At 32.5% G+C, this 21,525-nt stretch carries 21 protein-coding genes; 13 read left to right on the top strand and 8 right to left on the bottom strand.

All coding sequences use genetic code 11. The annotated features are described in order from the left end of the window. Positions 1 to 28: 28 nt before the first annotated feature. The 7 genes from B4E59_RS13455 to B4E59_RS13425 all read right to left on the bottom strand — a co-directional run bounded on the left by B4E59_RS13455 (position 29) and on the right by B4E59_RS13425 (position 6,386). Positions 29 to 640, bottom strand: a complete 612-nt coding sequence (locus B4E59_RS13455) for a DUF4254 domain-containing protein (RefSeq protein WP_114998393.1) — start codon at positions 638 to 640, stop codon at positions 29 to 31. Positions 641 to 721: 81 nt separating this feature from the next. Then, entirely contained in the window at positions 722 to 904 is a 183-nt protein-coding gene (gene tatA, locus B4E59_RS13450; protein WP_038336575.1) for a twin-arginine translocase TatA/TatE family subunit, read from the bottom strand. Between the two features lie 37 nt (positions 905 to 941). Continuing rightward, positions 942 to 2,609 (bottom strand): murein hydrolase activator EnvC family protein, encoded by a 1,668-nt coding sequence (locus tag B4E59_RS13445; RefSeq protein WP_286495470.1) that lies wholly within the window; start codon positions 2,607 to 2,609, stop codon positions 942 to 944. After that, positions 2,609 to 3,409 carry a lipoprotein insertase outer membrane protein LolB1 gene (lolB1, locus tag B4E59_RS13440; RefSeq protein ID WP_291046187.1) on the bottom strand — a complete coding sequence of 267 codons (801 nt, stop codon included), beginning with the start codon at positions 3,407 to 3,409 and terminating at the stop codon, positions 2,609 to 2,611. Before lolB1 ends, B4E59_RS13445 begins: the two co-directional genes overlap by 1 nt. A 5-nt stretch (positions 3,410 to 3,414) precedes the next feature. Further along, on the bottom strand, positions 3,415 to 4,437 hold the full coding sequence (locus B4E59_RS13435) for a sugar nucleotidyltransferase (protein ID WP_291046185.1): 1,023 nt from the start codon (positions 4,435 to 4,437) through the stop codon (positions 3,415 to 3,417). A gap of 93 nt (positions 4,438 to 4,530) precedes the next feature. After that, the gene (dut, locus tag B4E59_RS13430; protein ID WP_038336568.1) at positions 4,531 to 4,965 is read right to left on the bottom strand and encodes a dUTP diphosphatase; all 435 of its coding nucleotides are present in this window, start codon (positions 4,963 to 4,965) and stop codon (positions 4,531 to 4,533) included. Between the two features lie 2 nt (positions 4,966 to 4,967). Then, positions 4,968 to 6,386, bottom strand: a complete 1,419-nt coding sequence (locus B4E59_RS13425; RefSeq protein WP_125349197.1) for a lipopolysaccharide biosynthesis protein — start codon at positions 6,384 to 6,386, stop codon at positions 4,968 to 4,970. Positions 6,387 to 6,482: 96 nt separating this feature from the next. On the opposite strand from B4E59_RS13425, the gene B4E59_RS13420 reads away from it, so the two are divergent. The 8 genes from B4E59_RS13420 (at position 6,483) to B4E59_RS13385 (ending at position 13,948) form a co-directional block, all read left to right on the top strand. Then, a complete protein-coding gene (locus B4E59_RS13420; protein ID WP_038336564.1) occupies positions 6,483 to 7,484 on the top strand; it encodes an NAD(P)H-dependent glycerol-3-phosphate dehydrogenase in 1,002 nt (333 codons plus the stop codon). A gap of 1 nt (position 7,485) precedes the next feature. Next, positions 7,486 to 7,899, top strand: coding sequence for a hypothetical protein (locus B4E59_RS13415; protein WP_038336563.1), 414 nt, complete (start codon positions 7,486 to 7,488; stop codon positions 7,897 to 7,899). A 124-nt stretch (positions 7,900 to 8,023) separates the two neighbouring features. Beyond that, positions 8,024 to 8,446: a hypothetical protein gene (locus tag B4E59_RS13410; protein WP_286495472.1), complete on the top strand. Its 423-nt coding sequence runs from the start codon at positions 8,024 to 8,026 to the stop codon at positions 8,444 to 8,446. A gap of 150 nt (positions 8,447 to 8,596) precedes the next feature. Further along, on the top strand, positions 8,597 to 9,472 hold the full coding sequence (locus tag B4E59_RS13405; protein WP_125349219.1) for a bifunctional 5,10-methylenetetrahydrofolate dehydrogenase/5,10-methenyltetrahydrofolate cyclohydrolase: 876 nt from the start codon (positions 8,597 to 8,599) through the stop codon (positions 9,470 to 9,472). A 4-nt stretch (positions 9,473 to 9,476) separates the two neighbouring features. Then, on the top strand, positions 9,477 to 10,124 hold the full coding sequence (locus B4E59_RS13400) for a 7-carboxy-7-deazaguanine synthase QueE (protein WP_052217917.1): 648 nt from the start codon (positions 9,477 to 9,479) through the stop codon (positions 10,122 to 10,124). A gap of 96 nt (positions 10,125 to 10,220) precedes the next feature. Next, entirely contained in the window at positions 10,221 to 10,742 is a 522-nt protein-coding gene (locus B4E59_RS13395) for a plastocyanin/azurin family copper-binding protein (protein WP_125349193.1), read from the top strand. A gap of 234 nt (positions 10,743 to 10,976) precedes the next feature. After that, positions 10,977 to 12,710 (top strand): thiamine pyrophosphate-dependent enzyme, encoded by a 1,734-nt coding sequence (locus B4E59_RS13390; RefSeq protein ID WP_286495849.1) that lies wholly within the window; start codon positions 10,977 to 10,979, stop codon positions 12,708 to 12,710. After that, the gene (locus B4E59_RS13385; RefSeq protein ID WP_291046173.1) at positions 12,710 to 13,948 is read left to right on the top strand and encodes an MFS transporter; all 1,239 of its coding nucleotides are present in this window, start codon (positions 12,710 to 12,712) and stop codon (positions 13,946 to 13,948) included. Before B4E59_RS13390 ends, B4E59_RS13385 begins: the two co-directional genes overlap by 1 nt. 46 nt (positions 13,949 to 13,994) lie before the next feature. Here B4E59_RS13385 and pgi read toward each other — a convergent pair whose 3' ends face one another. Then, positions 13,995 to 15,647 (bottom strand): glucose-6-phosphate isomerase, encoded by a 1,653-nt coding sequence (gene pgi / locus B4E59_RS13380; protein ID WP_291053487.1) that lies wholly within the window; start codon positions 15,645 to 15,647, stop codon positions 13,995 to 13,997. Between the two features lie 163 nt (positions 15,648 to 15,810). On the opposite strand from pgi, the gene B4E59_RS13375 reads away from it, so the two are divergent. The 5 genes from B4E59_RS13375 to B4E59_RS13355 are packed head-to-tail and all read left to right on the top strand — an operon-like array spanning position 15,811 to position 21,506. Beyond that, a complete protein-coding gene (locus B4E59_RS13375) occupies positions 15,811 to 17,436 on the top strand; it encodes an alpha/beta fold hydrolase (protein WP_291046169.1) in 1,626 nt (541 codons plus the stop codon). Positions 17,437 to 17,491: 55 nt separating this feature from the next. Next, positions 17,492 to 18,238 carry a lysophospholipid acyltransferase family protein gene (locus B4E59_RS13370; RefSeq protein ID WP_286495845.1) on the top strand — a complete coding sequence of 249 codons (747 nt, stop codon included), beginning with the start codon at positions 17,492 to 17,494 and terminating at the stop codon, positions 18,236 to 18,238. After that, positions 18,235 to 20,085 carry a M1 family metallopeptidase gene (locus tag B4E59_RS13365; protein ID WP_291046166.1) on the top strand — a complete coding sequence of 617 codons (1,851 nt, stop codon included), beginning with the start codon at positions 18,235 to 18,237 and terminating at the stop codon, positions 20,083 to 20,085. Before B4E59_RS13370 ends, B4E59_RS13365 begins: the two co-directional genes overlap by 4 nt. Positions 20,086 to 20,088: 3 nt before the next feature. After that, positions 20,089 to 20,562 (top strand): ribonuclease HI, encoded by a 474-nt coding sequence (gene rnhA, locus B4E59_RS13360; RefSeq protein WP_038336544.1) that lies wholly within the window; start codon positions 20,089 to 20,091, stop codon positions 20,560 to 20,562. A 29-nt stretch (positions 20,563 to 20,591) separates the two neighbouring features. Beyond that, entirely contained in the window at positions 20,592 to 21,506 is a 915-nt protein-coding gene (locus B4E59_RS13355) for a hypothetical protein (protein ID WP_125349186.1), read from the top strand. The last annotated feature ends 19 nt before the right edge of the window (positions 21,507 to 21,525 follow it).

Raw genomic sequence — 21,525 nt, 5'->3', positions numbered from 1 at the left:
TTCAGGACGTTACAAATATTTCTGAAAATTATTTCTTGTTTGCATAAAGAACTGGATTCAAATCCTCGTCATTATACATTTTCATTTGTTTATACACTTTCATGTATTTTTTACCTGCTTCAAAATCAGCCAACAATTCTTCAATCGCTGTTGATAAATCTTGATGTTGTTGATTCAAAACATCTAATTTCACTTGACAAGCTGCTTTATGCTCCGGTGTTGCATCCTCACGTTCTACCTCTTGTTTCATGTGATAAACCTTAAGCGATAAAATAGAAAAACGGTCTACAGCCCACGCAGGAGATTCTGTATTGTAAGTTGCATCTGCTTTTACTTCTACATTCGCATATTGTTGTAAAAACCAGCTATCCACATATTCTACCATATCTGTACGTTCTTGGTTTGATTTATCAATCCAACGTTTTAAGCTTAATGCTTCTACTGGATCAATTTGTGGATCACGAATAATATCTTCTAAATGCCATTGAACTGTATCAATCCAATTTTTTTTGTACAATAAATGAGCGATTAAATCTTCTTCGCTATATGGATTTTCGATTTGACGATTTACATCATCATATTTGTGATAATCATTGATACTTTGATTAAAAATAGACCAAGCTTTATCTGTGAATTTCATGTTTTGTTTTAGTTTATAAAATAAAAGCATTGTAATTGTATACGCAACTACAATGCTCTATTATCTAATTAAAAATATATTTTAATTTTCTTTTTTGTCAGAAGTACTTTCAGTAGCTTCTGATTTGTTATCATCTTTTGTTGCTTTCTTGAATTCGTTTAATCCAGAACCTAATCCTTTCATTAATTCAGGAATTTTCTTTCCTCCGAATAATAATAACACAACAAGTACGATTACGATCCATTCTTTACCTCCTAATCCCATACTGAATTGATTTTAATGCAAATATATAATTAATTTATTACATTCCCGCTACCCAAGAAGCAGGATTTTGTTTTGTTGTTCCGCTCCAAACTTGGAAATTCATGATTGTTTCTCCATCTCCACTTGTATAGATAATTCCTAAAGACTGACCACGTTTTACATCATCACCTTTCGAAACACTTACACTTGATAAGTTTGTATAAACTGAATAATACGAACCATGTCTTACCAATACAGACTTACCATTTCCAGATACACTCATTACAGCTTGAACAGTTCCTTCGTAAACAGCACGTGCATGTGCTCCACGATAAGTTGAAATATCAACACCACTATTTTGCGTTGTAATATTAGATAAAACTGGGTGAGAATTAGCTCCAAATCTACTTACAACCGTTCCTTTATCAACAGGCCAAGGTAGACGACCTTTGTTTGATGAGAATTCTCCCGAAATACCTTCAGAATCTGGACGTTCTGCAAAAGTCTCAGCTGGTTTTACTGCATCTACTTTTACAACACGTTCTTTTTCTGGCACTTTTACAACAACTTTCTGCTCAGCTTCTATCTTCGCTTTACGCTCAGCTTCAGCTTTAGCTGCTGCAATTTTACGAGCATCTTCTTCTTTTTGAGCTTTCAAACGAGCTTCCTCTTCTGCTTTACGTTGTGCAATGATACGTTGACGTTCTGCTTCAGCTTCGCGTTCTAATTGTTCAAATTTAGCAACTTCTGTTTTTGCTGTAGATACGAAACTTCCTGTTGGATGATGATTTAAATAAGATTGATACGCTTGTTTTGTATGCGCTGAACGTGCAATATTCCATGCTTTGGCATCATTCTCAATTCTTAAAATAGCTGTACGAGCTGATTTCGCATAATCTCCTTTTGGGTTATCTCTTAAATACTCATTATAAGATGCAATTGTATTTCCTCGTTTAGCTTCGTTCCAATCTTTTAAATCTTTTTCTGCACGAATCTTTGCTTGTCGAATCTCTTCTTCAATAATTGCTTTAATCTGTGCATCAATTTGACGTTGTTGTGCTTCTTTTGCATTGATTTCAGCAACAATAACACCTTCGTTTTTACGGAATTCTTCGACCGCTTTCTCTTTTGTTAATCTTTCTTTTTCAAGATTTTGACTAAATAAAGTTTGCTGAGAAAGTACTTTTTCTTTTTCGTCTTTCGCTTTTTCTTTTTTTGCTTTTTTCGTCTGAATATCAGTTTGTTTACCAATTATTTCATTTGCTTGTCCTAATTGAAAAGCCGAATATTTTTCTAAATATTTGATACGACGATATGCTTCTCCCAAACTTTTAGAAGAAAGAACAAAAAGTAATTTATTTTCAACAGATTTGTTCTTATATGCTCGAACCAAAACCTGTTTGTAGTCTTTTTTTAGCTCAACCAACTCGCGCGAAAGTTTATTAATCTCTAATTGAGTTAAATAAATTTCATCCTCGATAAAGCGTTTTTCTTTCGATAAGTTGTTAACTAATTTTGTTTGTACCTGAATTTTTTTCGTCAAATTCTGTACAAAATCAACATTTAACTTCGAATTTTGCTTATTAACCTCGAGTTGTTTGTTTAAGTTTATAATCTCTTTTTTAAGCTGAGCATTCTGTTTTTGTAAGTTCGCTTTATTGTACGGAACCTGCGCAAACACTGATAATGACAACGTTAAAAGTACAGTTGATAAAACAAACTTCATTATTTTATTTCTTTTTTCTTATACCCATCTGGAATTGAGAACGGTGTGTTCGTTTCCTGAAACGTAAAACTATTATATTCCAAGTCTATTTGACGCGTTTTTTTCTCTTTTATAATAATTTTAACATTTTTCGGAAATTCCTCTGCTCCAGCTTTTATCCAATTGTCATAAGCCAAATCAACTTCCATTTTTCGTTTTGGATCTTTCAGATGTGCTTCTTTCAATCGAAAACCGTTATCAAAAACATATGTTTGTATATATTCGCCTTCTTTTGGAGAAGTCGCAATTGCTTGATTTTTATTATATGTAATCGTATATTGATTATTTGTAAAAGTAGCTGTATAATCTGTTGGATTTAGATCAACGAAAACTTTTCCTAACATCAAATTTTGTAATTTTTGATAATCGACAAAATCAACTTTCAATAATTTATTTGCAATAGAAAAATCTCCTTCATAATATGTTCCACCTAACTTTTCAAAAGCTGAAAAACCATCAGGCGTAATCAATGCGCGAGCACCTGTAAATCCAAATTTTGTTGCATTAACCCATATCTTTTGCCCATTTTTCACAGCAATTGTAGCGTTTGCATCTCCAGAAATCTCTTCTAAATCTGCTGTTACTTTTGCCTTAATCGTCAAATCTTTGAATGATGATTTTTTTGACAAGGTTTGCTGAATAATTTTTGAAGAAGCCGAAACAACTTCTGTATTATCTTTATCTACTTTTGCTGCTTTCTGAGTGTTACAAGCTGTTGCAAGAACCCCTAAACAAAAGATATACGTTAATTTTTTAATCATAATTTTTATGCTTTGTGTGATTTGAAATCCAATTCTGAATAATCTCCTAAACTGATACTTCGCGAAACACCATAATATTTGGCATTGTTTCCGATCATTGTATCTGTAAGATTTGCATTACTGATGATTGAATTTTCTTGAATCAAACTGTTATCAATATTCGAGTTTTCAACAACCGTTCCATTTCCTAATGAAACAAAAGGTCCGATTTTCGAATTTTTAATCACGACATTTTCTCCAATAAAACATGGTTCAATGATTAATGAATTGTCAATTTTTGCAGAAGAATGAATCGTTTTGAAATCTTCTTTATCCAGATTCAACACACGTGTATTGGTGTCAACTGTAACCGCTTTATTACCACAATCCATCCATTCGTCCACTTTTCCAAGCGTAAATTTATCACCTGCAGCACGCATATTTTCTAATGCATCTGTCAATTGATATTCTCCACCTTTTTGAATATCATTTTCTAATAAATATTCAATTTCTTTATATAACTTTTGTCCATCACGGAAAAAGTAAATCCCAATAATCGCCAAATCCGAAACAAATTCTTTTGGTTTTTCAACGAAATCTGTAATAACACTGTTATCATCTAATTTCACAACGCCAAAAGCCGAAGGATTATCGACCTGTTTTACCCAAACAACGCCATCCGATTCCATATCTAATTTGAAATCTGCACGAAATAATGTGTCTGCATACGCCACAACCGTTGGTCCATCCAAAGCTTCTTTTGCCATCCAAATAGAATGCGCTGTTCCAAGCGGCTCCAATTGATGACAAATTGTTCCTTTTGCTCCTAATTTTTCTGCAATTGCAATTAAATCAGCTTCAACCTCAGCTCCAAAATCACCAATTACAAAAGCAATTTCGTCAATTTTTTCTGAACAAACCTTCGCAATATCTTCTACCAAACGATGCACGATTGGTTTTCCTGCAATTGGAATTAATGGTTTTGGTGTTGTTAATGTATGAGGGCGTAAACGTGAACCACGTCCTGCCATTGGGATAATAATTTTCATTTTATTTCTAAAAATATTTTTTGTTAGATTGATATTTTATAATTGAATTACTTCTTTTTTAGATTCTTCGACAAGCTCAGAATGACAAAAAAATTATTGTTTTCCTGTACTTCCGAAACCTCCAGCTCCGCGTTCAGTTTCATTTAAAGCGTTAGATTCTTCCCACTCAACCGTTTCGTGTTTCGCGATCACTAATTGTGCAATACGCTCCCCATCGTTGATTGTAACGGCTTCGTTTGAAACATTAGCTAAAATAACACCGATTTCTCCACGATAATCTGCATCAATTGTTCCAGGAGAATTCAAACAAGTTAAACCATATTTTAACGCCATTCCACTACGAGGACGAACTTGTGCTTCGTAACCTGCTGGTAATTCGATGCTCAATCCTGTTGGAATTAATCTTCTTTCCAAAGGTTTTAATTCGATTGGTGCATCAATGTTAGCTGTTAAATCCATTCCAGCCGATAAAGCTGTTTTATATTCTGGTAAAGCGTGTTTCGAGATGTTGATAACTTTTACTTTCATCTTTATTTTCTTAGTTTTTTAAGTGTATTTTTTTCCGCAAACGCAATAAACGCAATGTACACGATAAGAATCAGATTACCAATAATCAAATTAGAATCGAGAATGTAATAATTTGTACATGCTAAAGCAATTGCAATTCCCATGTAAAGTACAATTTTATTGACTTTATACGGAATCGGATAAACTTTCTGACCCCAAATGTACGAAATCACCATCATTACACCATACGCCAATAAAGTTGTCCAGGCAGAAACCATAAAACCATATTTTGGCAATAAAAAAACATTCAAAATAATAGTAATCGCACCACCAACCAATGAAATTATAGTTCCGATACTTGTTCTATCCGTTACTTTGTACCATGTTGAAAGGTTATAATAAATTCCGAAAAATAAATTCGCAATTAAAATAATTGGGACAATATCTAAAGCATTCCAATACGTTGAATTTGGAACAAATATTTTCTTAATCCAGTCAATATTTGCTAAAATTCCAAGAATTACAATATTACAAATGATACTGAAAAAGAACAAAATATTCGCGTATGTCTGTTTTGCATCTCCTTTTTTGGCAACTTTAAAGAAAAATGGTTCTATTCCCATTCGATAAGCTGTAACGAAAAGCGTCATTAATGTTGCTAATTTGTAACAAGCACCATAAGAACCCGCTGCTGCTGGATCTATTAATTGTCGTTGAACTAATTTATCGAAATTTTCATTTAAAATATACCCCAAACCAGCAATCATAATCGGATAACCGTACAAAAACATTTGTTTGAAAAGTGATTGATCAAATTTGAATTGAACATGACGTACAACGCCTATTAATAATACAAATCCTAAAATACTCGCTAATAAATTCGCTATAAAAGGATAGGAAATCGCATTATCAAAACCTAAACCTAGCATAAAATCTTTCGAAACATAATACAACAAACCAATTGTCAAAACTGCTTGAAAAACATTCTGAATTACGCGAATTGTTGTATATAATATTGGTCGATTTTTAAAACGTAGAACTGCAAAAGGGATCACACAAATTGCATCAAAAAAAGCAATCCACGCAAACCACAAAATATATTCTGGGTGATCGCTATAATTTGCAGAATCTGCCAGAGGTTGTAAAAAAAGAAAAACTAAAACGAGCATTGCAGTAGAACTCATCACCATAAACCAAAAAGCTGTATTCAACACTTTTTGATACATTCCTTCTTCGGTTGCATAACGGAAAAATGCAGTCTCGAAACCAAATGTTAAAATGACATTCAGGAAAGAAACCGCAGAATATAATTGAGAAAACATTGCAAAATCTGAATTATCAACTTGCTTGATAATAAAAAAATTCAATGCTAAAATAATTACCCTCGGCAATATAGAGCCAATACCGTAGATAATGGTCTCACTAAAAAGCTTTTTATACAAAGTCGTTAAAATTTTTACAAAATTGAGTTTCTTTTCGTAAAATTCAAAATACCTAAGCTACAAATTAATTAACTTTGTCTATTCAATACATATATTATGATAGAGTTATCTAATCGTAAAGTTGGATTAATAGGGAATGGAAGCTGGGCAACTGCGATTGCAAAAATGCTGAATAAAAACCTTGAAACTTTCAACTGGTGGGTAAAAGATGAATACGTAAAAGGATATTTGGAGCGAAATAGACATAATCCAAATTATTTAACTGATGTCGAATTTAAGTCAGAAAAGCTTAAAATTTCAACGGATATCAACGAAGTTGTCATGAATTCGGATATAATCTTTTTGGTTGTGCCATCTATTTACGTTGCCGATTGTTTAAGTAAATTAACTGTTCCGTTGACAGATAAATTTGTAGTAACATCAATCAAAGGAATTATTCCAGATCATTATCAATTGGTTGGACAATATTTGTTTGATAAATTCGATGTAAAAGAAGAACAATTAGGAATTGTAAGTGGTCCTTGTCACGCTGAGGAAGTTGCTTTGGAGCGTCTTTCTTATTTAACAATTGCGGCGCAAGACGAAAACAAAGCACAAGTTGTTGCGGATTGTTTAGCATGTGATTTTATCAAAACGAAACTTTCAAACGATATTTACGGAACTGAATTTGGCGCGGTATTGAAAAATATTTACGCGATTGCAGCAGGTATAGCGCATGGTTTGGGTTATGGAGATAATTTCCAAGCAGTTTTGATGAGTAATGCGATTCGAGAAATGAATCATATTTTAAAAACTGCAAGTCCAATGAAGCGTAAAATTAACGATTCGGCTTATTTAGGCGATTTGTTAGTAACAGGATATTCGTTCTTTTCACGAAATCGAATGTTCGGAAATATGATTGGAAAAGGTTACACCGTAAAATCTGCTATTTTGGAGATGAATATGGTTGCCGAAGGTTACTATGCGACAAAAGGTGTGGCAATTATGAATGAGCAATACCAAATAAAAGCGCCAATTATCAACGCTGTTCATAAGATTTTATACGAAGATAAAAACGCAAAAAAAACTTTCGAAAAGTTGTCTAAAAAATTAGATTAAGATGATTAAACAAGATTTTATTTCAAAATATATTCAAGAATTAAACAAAACATTGGCTCGAATCATTTCGTTAGAAGTTGGAAATGCAGATGAAGGTTTTTTGATTATTTTCAATCAAATGTTACAATCGTATTACAAAATTGATGATAATAATTTGTCGACTTTATTGGAAGCAAACGAAGAACGCGATCAATTTTTGTTGGCAGATGAATTGAAAAAGAAAAATATTTTGACGTTTATGAAAGCGATTCGTATTTATCTCAATCGAGAAGATTTTACAAAAGCAAAAGCATCTTACGAAGTCTTGAAACGCATTGAAAGCATCAATTCTGGAATTTTTCAATTTCCGACAGAAGAAGATCATTTGATTGTACAAGAACGAAAAGTTGTAGAAGAAAAAATGAGTAATTTGTAATAAAATCAAACTTTATAAAATTTCAAAAAAGCTGTTAGAAAACTAACAGCTTTTTTTTTGTATCTTAACACAACCTAAATCAACCTACTATGGATAACATTCTTTCATTACTATCATCATTATTTTGTTTTTTTCTCCATTTGCACTACTTCTTGGAATAACTTTTTGGGCAAGTAAATCACGCGAAAAGAAACAAAATGCTTTGTTAACACAAGTTCCTCCAAATGTAGAATTTAAAGCAGTTTTGCGTTATAACTTTGGAAATCTACAATCAAAATTCTTAAAAATGAAAGCGTTTCAAGGAAGTGGTGTTTTATATGTTTTGGACGACAAAACACATTATATCACCACAAATAATCCGAATGATAATTTTATTTTCGATCTGAAAACTTCACAAATCAATTGGATTGGTGTTAATCTTACAAATGGTTTGTTGGAATGGTTTCAATTGAAAAATGGAGAAAAAGATTATTATTTCAATTTCGAAACTGGCATGTTTATTTTTAATATAAATTCTAAAAAAAATGAACACAACACAAGTTTTTAATTACTTAAAAGAATCGCAGAAAAAATATCAATAATGCTAAAACCACTTCACAACGAAGTGGTTTTTCTATTTAATCAGAAAATCATCAACTCAAAACTTAATGATTTATTTTCCAATTTGTCCGTATCTTTGCGCAAACACAACAAAACAATGCAAATTTTAGACGGTATTAAACTGGCAAAAGAGATCAAACAAGAGATCAAGGAGCTGGTGCAGAATTACAAGGACCAAGGAGTTCGTGTACCACATTTGGGTGCAATTTTAGTAGGAAGTAATGGTGCTTCTCAGACCTATGTTGACAATAAAATCAAGGATTGTCATTTTGTAGGTTTCGAGTCATCAGAATTACGTTTGCCTGATACAATTTCTCAAGAAGATTTGATTGCAGAAATTGAAAAATGGAACAATGATGATACATTGGACGGGTTTATCGTGCAATTGCCATTACCAAAACACATCGATCAAGAAGCGGTTATCAATGCAATTGATCCTAAGAAAGATGTAGATGGTTTTCATCCGATGAATTTTGGTAAAATGGCGTTAGAAATGGAAACATTTTTACCTGCTACACCTTACGGAATTATGGAAATGTTAGAGCGTTACAACATTGATACAGCTGGTAAACATACAGTTGTGATTGGTCGTTCTCGCATCGTTGGTCGCCCAATGAGTATTTTGATGAGTAAAAACGGAAATCCTGGAAACAGTACAGTAACATTAACTCATTCGAAAACTCAAAATTTAGAACAATTTACAAAAGAAGCTGATATTGTGATCACTGCATTAGGTGTTCCTGGTTTCTTAAAAGCTGATATGGTAAAAGTTGGAGCGGTTATCGTTGACGTAGGAATTACACGCGTTGATGACGAAACTAATCCACGAGGATTTAGATTAGCTGGTGATGTAGATTTTGATAATGTAAAAGAAAAAGCATCGTGGATAACGCCAGTTCCAGGAGGAGTTGGACCAATGACACGCGCTATGTTATTAAAAAACACATTGTTGGCATACAACAACAAAAAATAAAATTATGATACACATTGCATCAACAACTGCAGAAGAACAACAATTGATACAAGAAGGGAAATTATTGCCTGTTATGGAGCATTTTTACACAATTCAAGGTGAAGGAATGTACACAGGTGTGGCTTCTTATTTTATTCGATTAGGAGGTTGTGATGTTGGTTGCCATTGGTGCGATGTAAAAGATAGTTGGGATGCTGAAAAGCATCCCTTAACTAATGTGGATGAATTGGTGGATTTGGCAACTTCTCAAGCCAAAACAATCATCATTACAGGAGGAGAACCTTTAATGTGGGATTTGACTTATTTGACAAAAAAACTACACGAAAAAGGTGCAAGAATCCATATTGAAACTTCGGGTGCCTATCCGTTGAGCGGAGAAATTGATTGGGTTTGTCTTTCTCCTAAGAAATTAATGTTGCCGTTAGACGAAGTTTGCGAAGCTGCAAATGAATTGAAATGTATTGTGTTCAATAATCACGATTTTCAATTTGCTGAAGAACAAGCTGCTCGAGTTGGAAAAGATTGTACGCTTTTCTTACAAACAGAGTGGAGCAAACGCGACAAAAACCTTCCATTGATTGTGGAATATGTAAAAGAAAATCCAAAATGGCGTTATTCTTTACAAACACACAAATATTTGGATATTCCTTAGAAATTTATCTGTTTAAAATCAGTTCTATTTAGACTGAGTAAATTTTTTTAAGTTACTGAATTTCATTATTTTTACATCAAACAAAAAATTGAAATAATGAAAAAAATAGCTTTGATGAGTTTCGCGGCAATTTTGATGATGAGCTGCGGAGATTCTAAGAAAGATGAATCAACTCAACCAGAAATAGATTATAGTACAGCTCCATCAGAAGATGCTGAAACTTCTACAGCTACGCCTGCTACAAACAATCATATTGTTTTGAAAGCGAGTGATGATATGCGCTACGATAAAACTGAATTTACAGTAAAAGCTGGTGAAGAAGTAACTTTAATCTTAATGAATGCTGGTGAAATGTCAAAAGAAGCAATGGGACATAATTTTATTTTGTTAAAACCAGGTTCTGATGCTTCTGCTTTTGCAAATACAGCGGCTTCTGCTAAGGCGACAGATTATATTCCGACAGAATTACAATCAGAAATTATTGCGCACACAAAATTGTTAGGTGGTAAAGAAAATGATCAAATCAAATTTACCTTAGAAGAAGGTACTTATGATTTTTTATGCTCTTTCCCAGGACATTTTGCAACAATGAATGGAAAAATTAAAGCAGTTAAATAGATTGTGCAATTATTTTTTATGTCAAATATAGTTTTGGCACAAATATTGAAATATTCATGTACGTATAAGATTTAGTAGAGTAAATTTTGTCCTCATGTGTTAATTTTAAGCCTGTTTTTCAACAGGCTTTTTTGTTTTTCAACAATTTAATATTCAAATATTTAACACTTATTTTAAACATTTTTATCCTATAATTTCATAACTTGTTAGTCACAATCAAAAAAATACTTTATTATGGGAAAGAATGTAGCACATCAAATTGTAGAATTACTAGAAAAAGCGAATATAAAACGTGTTTATGCAGTAACTGGTGATAGTCTCAATTTTTTTAATATTGCAGTTAAACAAAGTGACAAAATTGATTGGGTTCATGTAAGACATGAAGAAGCTGGAGCAATAGCTGCTACTGCCGAATCAGAATTGAATGGGATTGGATGTTGCGCTGGAAGTTCTGGTCCTGGTCATGTACATTTGATTAACGGAGTTTATGAAGCGCATAAATCAAGAACTCCTTTAGTTGTAATTGCCTCTACTCTGCCTACAATAGAATTTGGTACAGATTATTTTCAGGAAACGAATACTATTAAACTTTTTGATGATTGTAGTTGTTATAATCAAATTATAACTCGAGCAGAACAAGTTCCTAGAATGGTACAAACAGCAATACAACATGCTATTTCAAAAAAAGATGTTGCAATTATTGGACTTCCAGGAGATATTGCAGAAATGGAAGCCGTTGAAAGTAATTATACCTCGAATTTCTATTTCAATCAACCTATTATTACTCCAAATAAAACTGAATTAAGAGAAGCTGCTTCTATTATAAATGATGCTAATAATATTACCTTATTCTGTGGAATTGGCGCATCTCAAGCAAATGAAGAAGTTATAAAACTTTCTCGTCATTTGCATGCTCCAGTTGGATATTCGTTCAAAGGAAAAATGAGTATTCAACCCAATAATCCAAATGAAATAGGAATGACAGGATTACTTGGTCAACCATCTGCTTATCATGCTATGCACAAAGCTGATTTAATTATTTTGATTGGTACCGATTTTCCTTATAAAGATTTTATTCCAACAGATAAAAAAATCATTCAAATTGATTCAGATGGCTCTAAACTTGGACGAAGAGCTAAAATTGATTTAGGATTAGTCGGAAATGCAAAAGAAACAATTAACGAATTAATTGAGTTATTAGAACCTAAGCAAGACAAAGATTTTTTGGATAGTCAATTAGAAATGTACAAGAAAGTTCTTGAAAGCAAAATGACATTTGTTCATGAAAAAGGAAAAGAAAATGCCATTCAACCCGAATATGCAGCTTATTTATTAGATGAGTTAGCTACAAAAGATGCTATTTTTACAGTTGATACAGGAATGTGTTGTGTTTGGGGAGCACGTTATATAACGGGTACGGGGGAAAGGAAAATGTTAGGATCTTTTAATCATGGTTCTATGGCAAATGCAATGCCTCAAGCGATTGGTGCACAAATGGCATATCCTGATAGACAAATTATTGCGATGTGTGGAGATGGTGGAATCTCAATGTTATTAGGAGATTTAGCAACCATCAAACAATATAATCTACCTGTTAAACTAATTATTTTTAATAATAGAACATTAGGAATGGTCAAATTGGAAATGGAAGTTGCTGGTTTACCTGACAATGAAACAGATATGGAAAATCCTGACTTTACTTTGATTGGAAAAGCAATGGGAATAGAAAGCGAATCGGTTAAAAATCCTGATGATTTACCTGATGCAATCGGAAGAGCTTTTGCGCATAATGGACCGTATTTATTAAATGTATTTACAAATCCAAACGCTTTAGCAATGCCTCCAAAAGTAGATCTTGATCAAATGATTGGAATGACAAAATCTATGGCGAAACTAATGTTAGGTGGAAAAATGAATGAGGTAATGGAAACGATTAAATCCAATTATAAACATTTAAAAGATTTATAATGAATCAACCATCATCTATCACACAATCAAGTAAAAAACTTTTCATCATTGCATGGGTTTTAGGCTTAATCTTTTATTTCATTGATTACGCAACTCGTTCTGCGCCTTCATTAATGATCACAGATTTGGCTCAGAATTACAACATTTCTAAAGAAAATTTAGTTTCTCTCATTGGAACATATTATTACTCTTATTCGATATTCGCTTTAATTGCTGGAATATGTTTAGACAAATTTGGTGCAAGATATTCGATGTTTGCAGGGTGTTTTATACTCGGAATAGGATGTATTTTATTTATTGTTTCCTCCCAATTTGCTGGAACAACAGGCAGATTATTACAAGGAGCAGGTAGCGCATTTGCTTTTCCTGGTTGTGTCTATTTAGCAACCAAAGGATTCTCATCAAAATCTTTAGCAACAGCAATAGGCTTCTCTCAATGTATAGGAATGCTTGGAGGAGCGGCAGGACAATTTGTGGTTGCGCCATTATTAGAAAATGGTTTTGGATATAAAACATTTTGGATAATTGCTGGAGTTTTATGTATAATTCCAGCTGTAGCAATGCTGTTCATAACTCCAAAATCGTCTGAAGAAGAGATCGAAAAAAGTAAACAAACCTCTTTTATTGAACCTTTCAAAATTATTTTCAGCAATCCAAATTCTTGGTTAACTGGTATTATTTCTGGATTATTATTTATACCGACAACAATTTTTGCCATGACTTGGGCTGTTCCTTTTTTCAAATTAGACTTAGGTTTTGATGCTCACAATGCTGCTATGACTGCTGCTATGGCGTCACTAGGCTGGGTAGTTGGATGTCCATTAATGGGTTATATAACGGATAAAATAGGAAAAAGAAAATCTGTTATTCTTTTTGGTTGTATCGGAATGATCCTGATGTTTTTACAACTCATTTATCTTTCAGATTTAATTCCAATAAAAGTTACATTTTTCATTTTTGGGCTTTTCTCTGGAGTCGCAATGATCCCATATTCGGTTATCAAAGAAGCTAATCCAGATTATGTAAAAGGCTCTGCAACTGGAGTTCAAAACTTTTTGACATTTGGTGTAACTTCTCTAGTTAATCCTGTTTTTGCTAAATTATATGGAAACGAAATTGTAAATGTTACAGATAAAACTGTACATTATCATCAAGCAATTTGGTTTTGGATCATTGGAATATTTATTGCCATTATTCTAACCTTATTTTTAAAAGAAACTGGTCACAAAAATTCATAAAAAAATCCGCTCATTGAGCGGATTTTTTAGTAATTGTATTGATAAATTATTTTCTCCAATATTTATAAGCATTGATTAATCCATTTGTAGAAGCATCATGAGAAGTAACTTGTTCATCATTTTCTAACTCTGGTAAAATCACATTTGCTAATTGTTTTCCTAACTCTACTCCCCATTGATCAAAAGAGAAAATATTCCAAATAACACCTTGCACAAAAATTTTGTGTTCGTACATCGCAATTAAATTTCCTAAAACTTTTGGAGTCAATACTTGATATAAAATTGAGTTTGTAGGACGATTTCCTTCAAAAATTTTGAAAGCAGTTAAGAAATCAATTTCTTCTTTCGATTTCCCTGCTTTTTCTAATTCAGCAACAACCGTTTCTTCATCTTTTCCAAAAGCTAAAGCTTCTGTTTGAGCAAAAAAGTTTGATAATAATTTTGCATGATGGTCGCCTAAAACATTCAACGAATTAGCTCCTGCAATAAAATCGGCTGGAATTAATTTTGTTCCTTGATGAATTAATTGATAAAAAGCATGTTGTCCATTTGTTCCTGGTTCTCCCCAAATAATTGGTCCCGTTTCATAATCTACTTTTTTTCCATCACGACCAACATATTTACCATTACTTTCCATATCTCCTTGCTGAAAATATACTGCAAAGCGCGATAAATATTGTTCATAAGGTAGCAAAGCAACCGAATCTGCACCAAAGAAATTGTTGTACCAAATTCCTAAAAGCGCTAAAACAACTGGTATATTTTGATCTAAAGTTTCTGTCTTGAAATGCACATCCATTTCATGCGCTCCCTCTAACAATTCTTCGAAATTATCGAAACCAACTGCCAAAGCAATGCTCAAACCAATCGCGCTCCACAACGAATAACGACCGCCAACCCAATCCCAAAATTGGAACATATTTGCTGTATCAATTCCGAAATTTGCAACGCCTTCTGCATTTGTCGATAACGCCACAAAATGTTTCGCTACATCAGCTTCTTGCGCATCAGAATTCAAAAACCACTCTTTTGCCGAAAACGCATTTGTCATCGTTTCTTGCGTTGTAAATGTTTTTGAAGCAACAATAAATAAGGTTGTTTCTGGATTTATTTCTTTAAAAGTTTCTGCTAAATGCGTTCCATCAATATTCGAAACAAAATGAATATTCAAACGAGTTTTATAATGTTTCAATGCTTCCGTCACCATCACAGGTCCAAGGTCAGAACCTCCAATTCCAATGTTGACAACGTCTGTAATTTCTTTTCCTGAAAAACCTTTCCATTCACCCGAAATTACTTTCTCCGAAAAAGATTTCATCTGATCTAACACCTCATTAATTTGAGGCATCACATCTTTTCCGTCAACCAAAACTTCTTCATTAGAGCGATTGCGTAAAGCTGTATGTAGAACAGCACGTTTTTCAGTAACGTTAATGACATCTCCTTCAAACATTTGCTGAATTGCTGTATCAACATCCATTTCTTTCGCTAAATCAACCAAAAGTTGAATCGTTTCTTCATTAATTCTATTTTTCGAATAATCCACTAATAATGAAGGATATTGAATCGAAAATTCTTCAAAACGATTTGCATTTTGAGCAAATAATTCTTTGATTGACGTATGTTGAATCGTTTGAAAATGTTTCTCTAACGCATTCCAAGCATTCGTAGTTGTTGGATTGATTGTATTTAAAGCCATAATATTTTTAGTATTCTTTCCTTAACAAATTTAATCATTTCATGCTCATCTCAAAACCAATATTATTACGATAACGTTTTAGATGAAAATTTTATGAAATAATTAATAAACGATTAATGTAACCTTTTTAAAAACAATGCGTCATATAGCAAACAACAAAGTCATGAGCAACTATTTTTTTGGATTAATTTTAAGTATTTGTACAATCGTTCAAGCCCAAATTCAAGTGAAAGGAACTGTAAAAGACAGTAATAATTTGCCAATTTCATACTGTTCTATTGGAATAGAAAATTCAGAAGTTGGAGCAATTACAGATGAAAATGGTCAATTTTCTATCGAAATTCCCGAAAATTTAACTAAAACTCATTTAGTTTTTGATGCGTCAGGTTATAATTTAACTTCAAAATCGGTTCATGATATTCAACAAAGTTCTGTTGTTATATTAACTGAAAAATCAATTTCATTGTCAGAGGTGACACTGAAAACAGAAAAAATGAAAGAGAAAATTATTGGACAAAAAACTCGTCCGATGCTTACTTTTTCTAAAATGTTTGATGAAAATGTACCTACAATTGAACAAGGAAATATTTTTGAAATTTACCCAACTACAAAACTGAATGCGTTTAATTTTCATATTATTCCAAGTTCTAAATTTGAAGAAATAACGCTGAAAGTTAATATTTATTCGGTCAAAAATGGGTTACCCGTAGAATCCATTTTAGATAAAAACATTATTTATAAAACTTCTACAACAGGATGGCAAAAAATTAATTTAACACCTTATAAATTTCGATTCAAAAATGTTGATCAAATTGCTGCAACACTACAATTAGTTGGTTATAAAAAATTAGATCAAGAAGATTTTGTTTTTGGTGTTTCGGCTAAAAAATCTTTAGCAAAAGATTTATTGTTTAGGTATCAAAGTCAAGGTAATTGGGAAGCTTCCGAAGGCGTTTTTATCGCCAACTTAGATCTTTTATATTCAAAAGATAAATTGACTATAAATGAGGAAAAGCCTGAAGAAATTGATACAAAAACAAAAGAATTAATTTCATATTATCAACATAAAGAGAATGCTAAAAAGTTGATTTATGGAAAAAATAAGTTAGGAAAATATATTGACATAAACGATGCAAAGATTTATTATGAAGAATATGGACAAGGTGAGCCTTTGATTTTTTTACATGGAAATAACGGAAGTATAGAAGATTTTTATCAACAAATTCCATTTTTTGCCAAGCATTATCGAGTAATTGTTCTTGATACGCGCGGACAAGGGAGAAGTACAGATTTGACAAATACACCTTACACTTATGAAGAATTTTCAAACGATTTACTTCAAGTGATACAAAAACTTAATCTAAAGAAAGTAAATCTTGTTGGTTGGAGTGATGGTGCAAACACAGCTTTAATTATCAATACTCAACATCCTGAATTAGTTAATAAAATTATAACAATTGGAGCAGTTCTTAATCCAAATGGAGTAAGCGAAGAACTGATTGAGAATTTGAAAAGTTTAGTAAATAGATCTTCAGAAAATACGAATTTACGCTTAATCAAATTGATGTTAAATGAACCAAAAATTACTAAACTAGAATTAAATAAAATTCAAAATCCTGTATTGGTCATTGCTGCAGAAAAAGATGAAGTAAAAGAGAGTCATACTAAAGAAATTCAACAAAATATTTCAAAAGCAGAGTTATTGATTATTCCAAATTCGACACATTATGTTCCTTTCGAGCAACCAAAAGTATTAAATGAAGCCATTTTGAAGTTTTTGAAAAAATAGGAACATAGGTTTAGTTTTCATTTTCTCCATATCTTTACCCAACTAAACCAACTCAATGAAATACATCACAGGTTTCTTCGTCCTTATTTGGCGCATTTGGATGATTTTATTAGCCGCAATTTATGTCCTAACAATTGGTGTTTTTATCGTATTACCTTTAGCAAACTTCGATAAAACATTTCCTTACATCTACCCATTTATAAGATATTGGGGAAAATTTGTTTTGTATGGAACAGGATTTAGAATAGATTACAAAAAACTTGTTCCACTCGATCCAAAAGAAAATTATGTTTTTATAGCTAATCATACTTCGGTGATGGATATTATGTTGATGTTGACTATTCTAAAACATCATCCAATCGTATTTGTAGGCAAGGCAGAATTGCTTAAAATCCCTATCTTTGGACGAATATTCGAACGAATTTGTATCCCTGTCGACCGAAAAAGTGCACGTAGTAAAGCACTTGTTTATCCCGAAGCAAAGAAAAAGTTAGACAAAAATCTGAGTATTTTTATTTTTCCTGAAGGCGGCGTTACAAACGACAAAGAATTCAAAATTTATTTGGATCCTTTCAAAGATGGAGCGTTTAACATTGCGATTGAAACACAAACACCTTTGGCTGTTTTGGCGATTCACGGTGTTAATAAAATGTTTCCATTCAATTGGTTTCGAGGATATCCAGGGAAAATAAAAGTTCGATTATTGGCGACTTTCGAAACGAAAGATTTGAATGTAAAAAACGATAAAGTGGCGCTGAAAGAAGCTGCTTACAACATGATTTTAAAAGATTTAGAACAATGAAAAATTTAGTTTATATCGCATTAGGAACGGCTTTAACGGCGGTTAGTTGCAATAAACAAATCACTTCTACCACAGAAACTGAAGCAAAGGATAATCAAACTTTTGCTGATTTAGATAAAACTCGCATCAAACATTTGAGTTTAGATATCGAAACTGATTTCGATAAGCATCAAATCAAAGGTTCGGCGGCTTATACATTCGAAAATAATCAAGCAAAACAATTGATTTTAGATACCGAAAAACTAATAATTGATTCAGTTTTATTAGCGAATGGAAAAAAAACAACATACAAATTAGGTGAAAAAGATTCTATTAAAGGTCAAGCCTTAATCATTGATGTTACGCCAAATGATACAATTGTAAAAGTTTTCTACAAAACTTCTCCAGACGCAAATGCCTTACAATGGTTAAATGCACAACAAACTCACGATAAAAAGCATACGTTTTTATTGTCGCAAGGACAAGCGATTTTAACGCGTTCTTGGATTCCAATTCAGGATACACCAAGTGTTCGCTTAACGTATGATGCAAAAGTAAAAACGCCAAAAGATTTGTTGCCTTTGATGAGTGCAATCAATCCGAAAGAGAAAAATGCAGAAGGTGTTTACACGTTCAAAATGCCTCAACCAATTGCACCTTATTTGATTGCTTTGGCTGTTGGTGATGTACAATATCAACCAATCGATAACAGAACGGGAGTTTATGCAGAACCTGGCTTATTGAAAGCTGCTGCGTGGGAATTTGCCGACATGGGAAAAATGGTAACGGCTGCCGAGAAATTGTACGGAAAATATCCTTGGGAACAATTTGATGTATTGGTTTTACCGCCTTCGTTTCCTTTTGGTGGAATGGAAAATCCGCGTTTAACATTCGCAACACCAACTGCAATTGTAGGTGATCGTTCGATGACGAATTTGATTGCACACGAATTGGCGCATTCTTGGTCTGGAAATTTAGTAACGAATTCTACTTGGGATGATTTCTGGGTAAATGAAGGATTTACAGTTTATTTCGAACGTAGAATTATGGAAGAATTAGAAGGAAAAGATTATGCAGATATGATTTCGGTAATCGGTTTTCAAGATTTGGAAACGTCGATGAAAAATATTCCAGAAAAATATACTTCATTAAAAGTGAACATGAAAGGTGCAAATCCTGATGATGCTTTTTCTGATGTTCCGTACGATAAAGGTTATTTATTTTTGAAAATGTTAGAAGATAAATATGGTCGTAAAAAATTTGATAAATTCTTGAATCAATATTTTTCTTCGCACGCTTTCCAAACGATGACGACAGAAAAATTTGTGGAGTATTTGAAAACTAATTTGACAAATGGAGACGATTCTTTTGTTCAAGAATGGATTTATAACACAGGTTGGCCAAAAGATTTGAAAAAACCTACTTCAAAATTATTCGATTTAGCAGAAGCACAGTTACAGCAAGATATTAAAAACGGGCGAAATAAAGTTGCTCCGAAAAAAGTGGCGATATCTACGAAATCTACAAACGAATGGGTTCATTTTATTCGTCAAATTGATACGACTAAAAACACGAAAGAAGATTTAGCTTATTTGGATGCTATTTATGATTTTACAAATTCAAAAAATCCAGAAATTGAATGTGCTTGGTACGAAAAAGCATTTTTAATGCATTACGATAAAGTCAACACAAATGCAAAAGAATTCTTGGTAAATGTTGGTCGTCGTAAATTTTTAGAGCCTTTATATTTAGCTTTAAAAGAATCTAATCAATTGGATTTAGCGAAGAATATTTATAAAGATGCGCGTCCAAATTATCATTTTGTTGCGCGTCAAACAATTGATACAATGTTAAATTACAAACCATAAAACATGGCGATTGTAGCATATACAGACGGTTCGTCGTTGGGAAATCCTGGTCCAGGAGGATTTGGTTGTATTTTGTTGGAAACCGAGAAAAAAGTCAAAAAAGAAATTTCTCAAGGTTTTCGACTAACAACCAATAATCGAATGGAATTGTTGGCAGTTATTACGGCTTTGGAAACGCTAAAGTTCACCAACACGGAGATTACTATTGTGACGGATTCTAAATATGTGGTAGATGCTGTGGAAAAACGTTGGGTTTTTGGTTGGGTGCAAAAGAATTTCAAAGGAAAGAAGAATGCTGATTTGTGGAAAAGATTTTTAGAGGTTTATAAAATTCATCGCGTAAAATTTCAATGGATAAAAGGTCATGCTGGACATCATTGGAACGAAGAAGCTGATAAATTGGCGGTTGCGGCAGCAAATAAACCAGAAAATTTTAAGATAGATTCTTACTTCGAAATTCATCAAAACGAAGAATAATTTTCTACTTTTGTGAGGCAGAGAGAAAAATGAAAATGAAGACGTTGTGGAGATTTCTCCTACTACTTTTAATTACAATTTACAGTTGTTCGCCTAAAAAAGAAAAAGGTGAACTTGTCTACTTTAGTGGACGAATCGCAAATGCGCAAACAGATAGCATTTATCTATTATTGAATAATCGTGAAAAAGCTTTTGCTTTAGATTTTGATGGAAACTTTTCGGATACTCTTCAGTTAGTTGACGAAGGCTACAAAACACTTTCTATCGAGCGCGAAGAGTTTACAATTTATTTGATTCCAGGTGATAGTTTGATTCTAAATACAGATTTAAAACATTTGGAGAATAATTTCAAATTCTCTGGAATAGGAAAAAATCGAAACAATTATTTGGTTGACAAAAGTTTTAAAACGGATAAATTCTTAACTGAACATACCGAATTATTTAAACTTGCTCCGCCAGATTTCAAAAATCAAATCAAAAAGTTTCATCAAAAAGTTTTCGAAAATTTAGAAAAATTAGAAGTTAATTCTTCGTTCATCAAAACAGAAAAAACGAATTTAAATTACGATTTTATCAATTTGTTGTACATATACAAGGATTCGTACACTTACTACAATCCTGCTTCACAACAATTACCCGTTAATTTTTTGACAGAATTAGACGAAATTGATTTAGATAATGACGAGGATTATAGAACGTATCAGAGTTACCGTAATATTGTCTTAACAAACTTACAAGAAAAATTATATCAAGGTCTTTCCCCAGATACTTTATTGGAAAACATCAAAAGTCAATCGATAAAAAACGGATTTATTAATTCATTAATCTATGAACTTGATCCAAAAGATCCGAATAGCAACGGAATTTATCAAGCGATACAAAAACACTGTAATTATCAACCTTGGTTGAATGAGGCTGCAAAGCGCATGAAAAAATTTGGTTGATAACTTAAAAAAATAAAAG

The sequence above is a fragment of the Empedobacter sp. UBA2044 genome, from assembly GCF_002333005.1.
GTDB lineage: Bacteria > Bacteroidota > Bacteroidia > Flavobacteriales > Weeksellaceae > Empedobacter > Empedobacter falsenii_B.
Note: the sequence above shows the minus strand (reverse complement) of the source record. Positions and strands in the feature narration are given on the sequence as shown.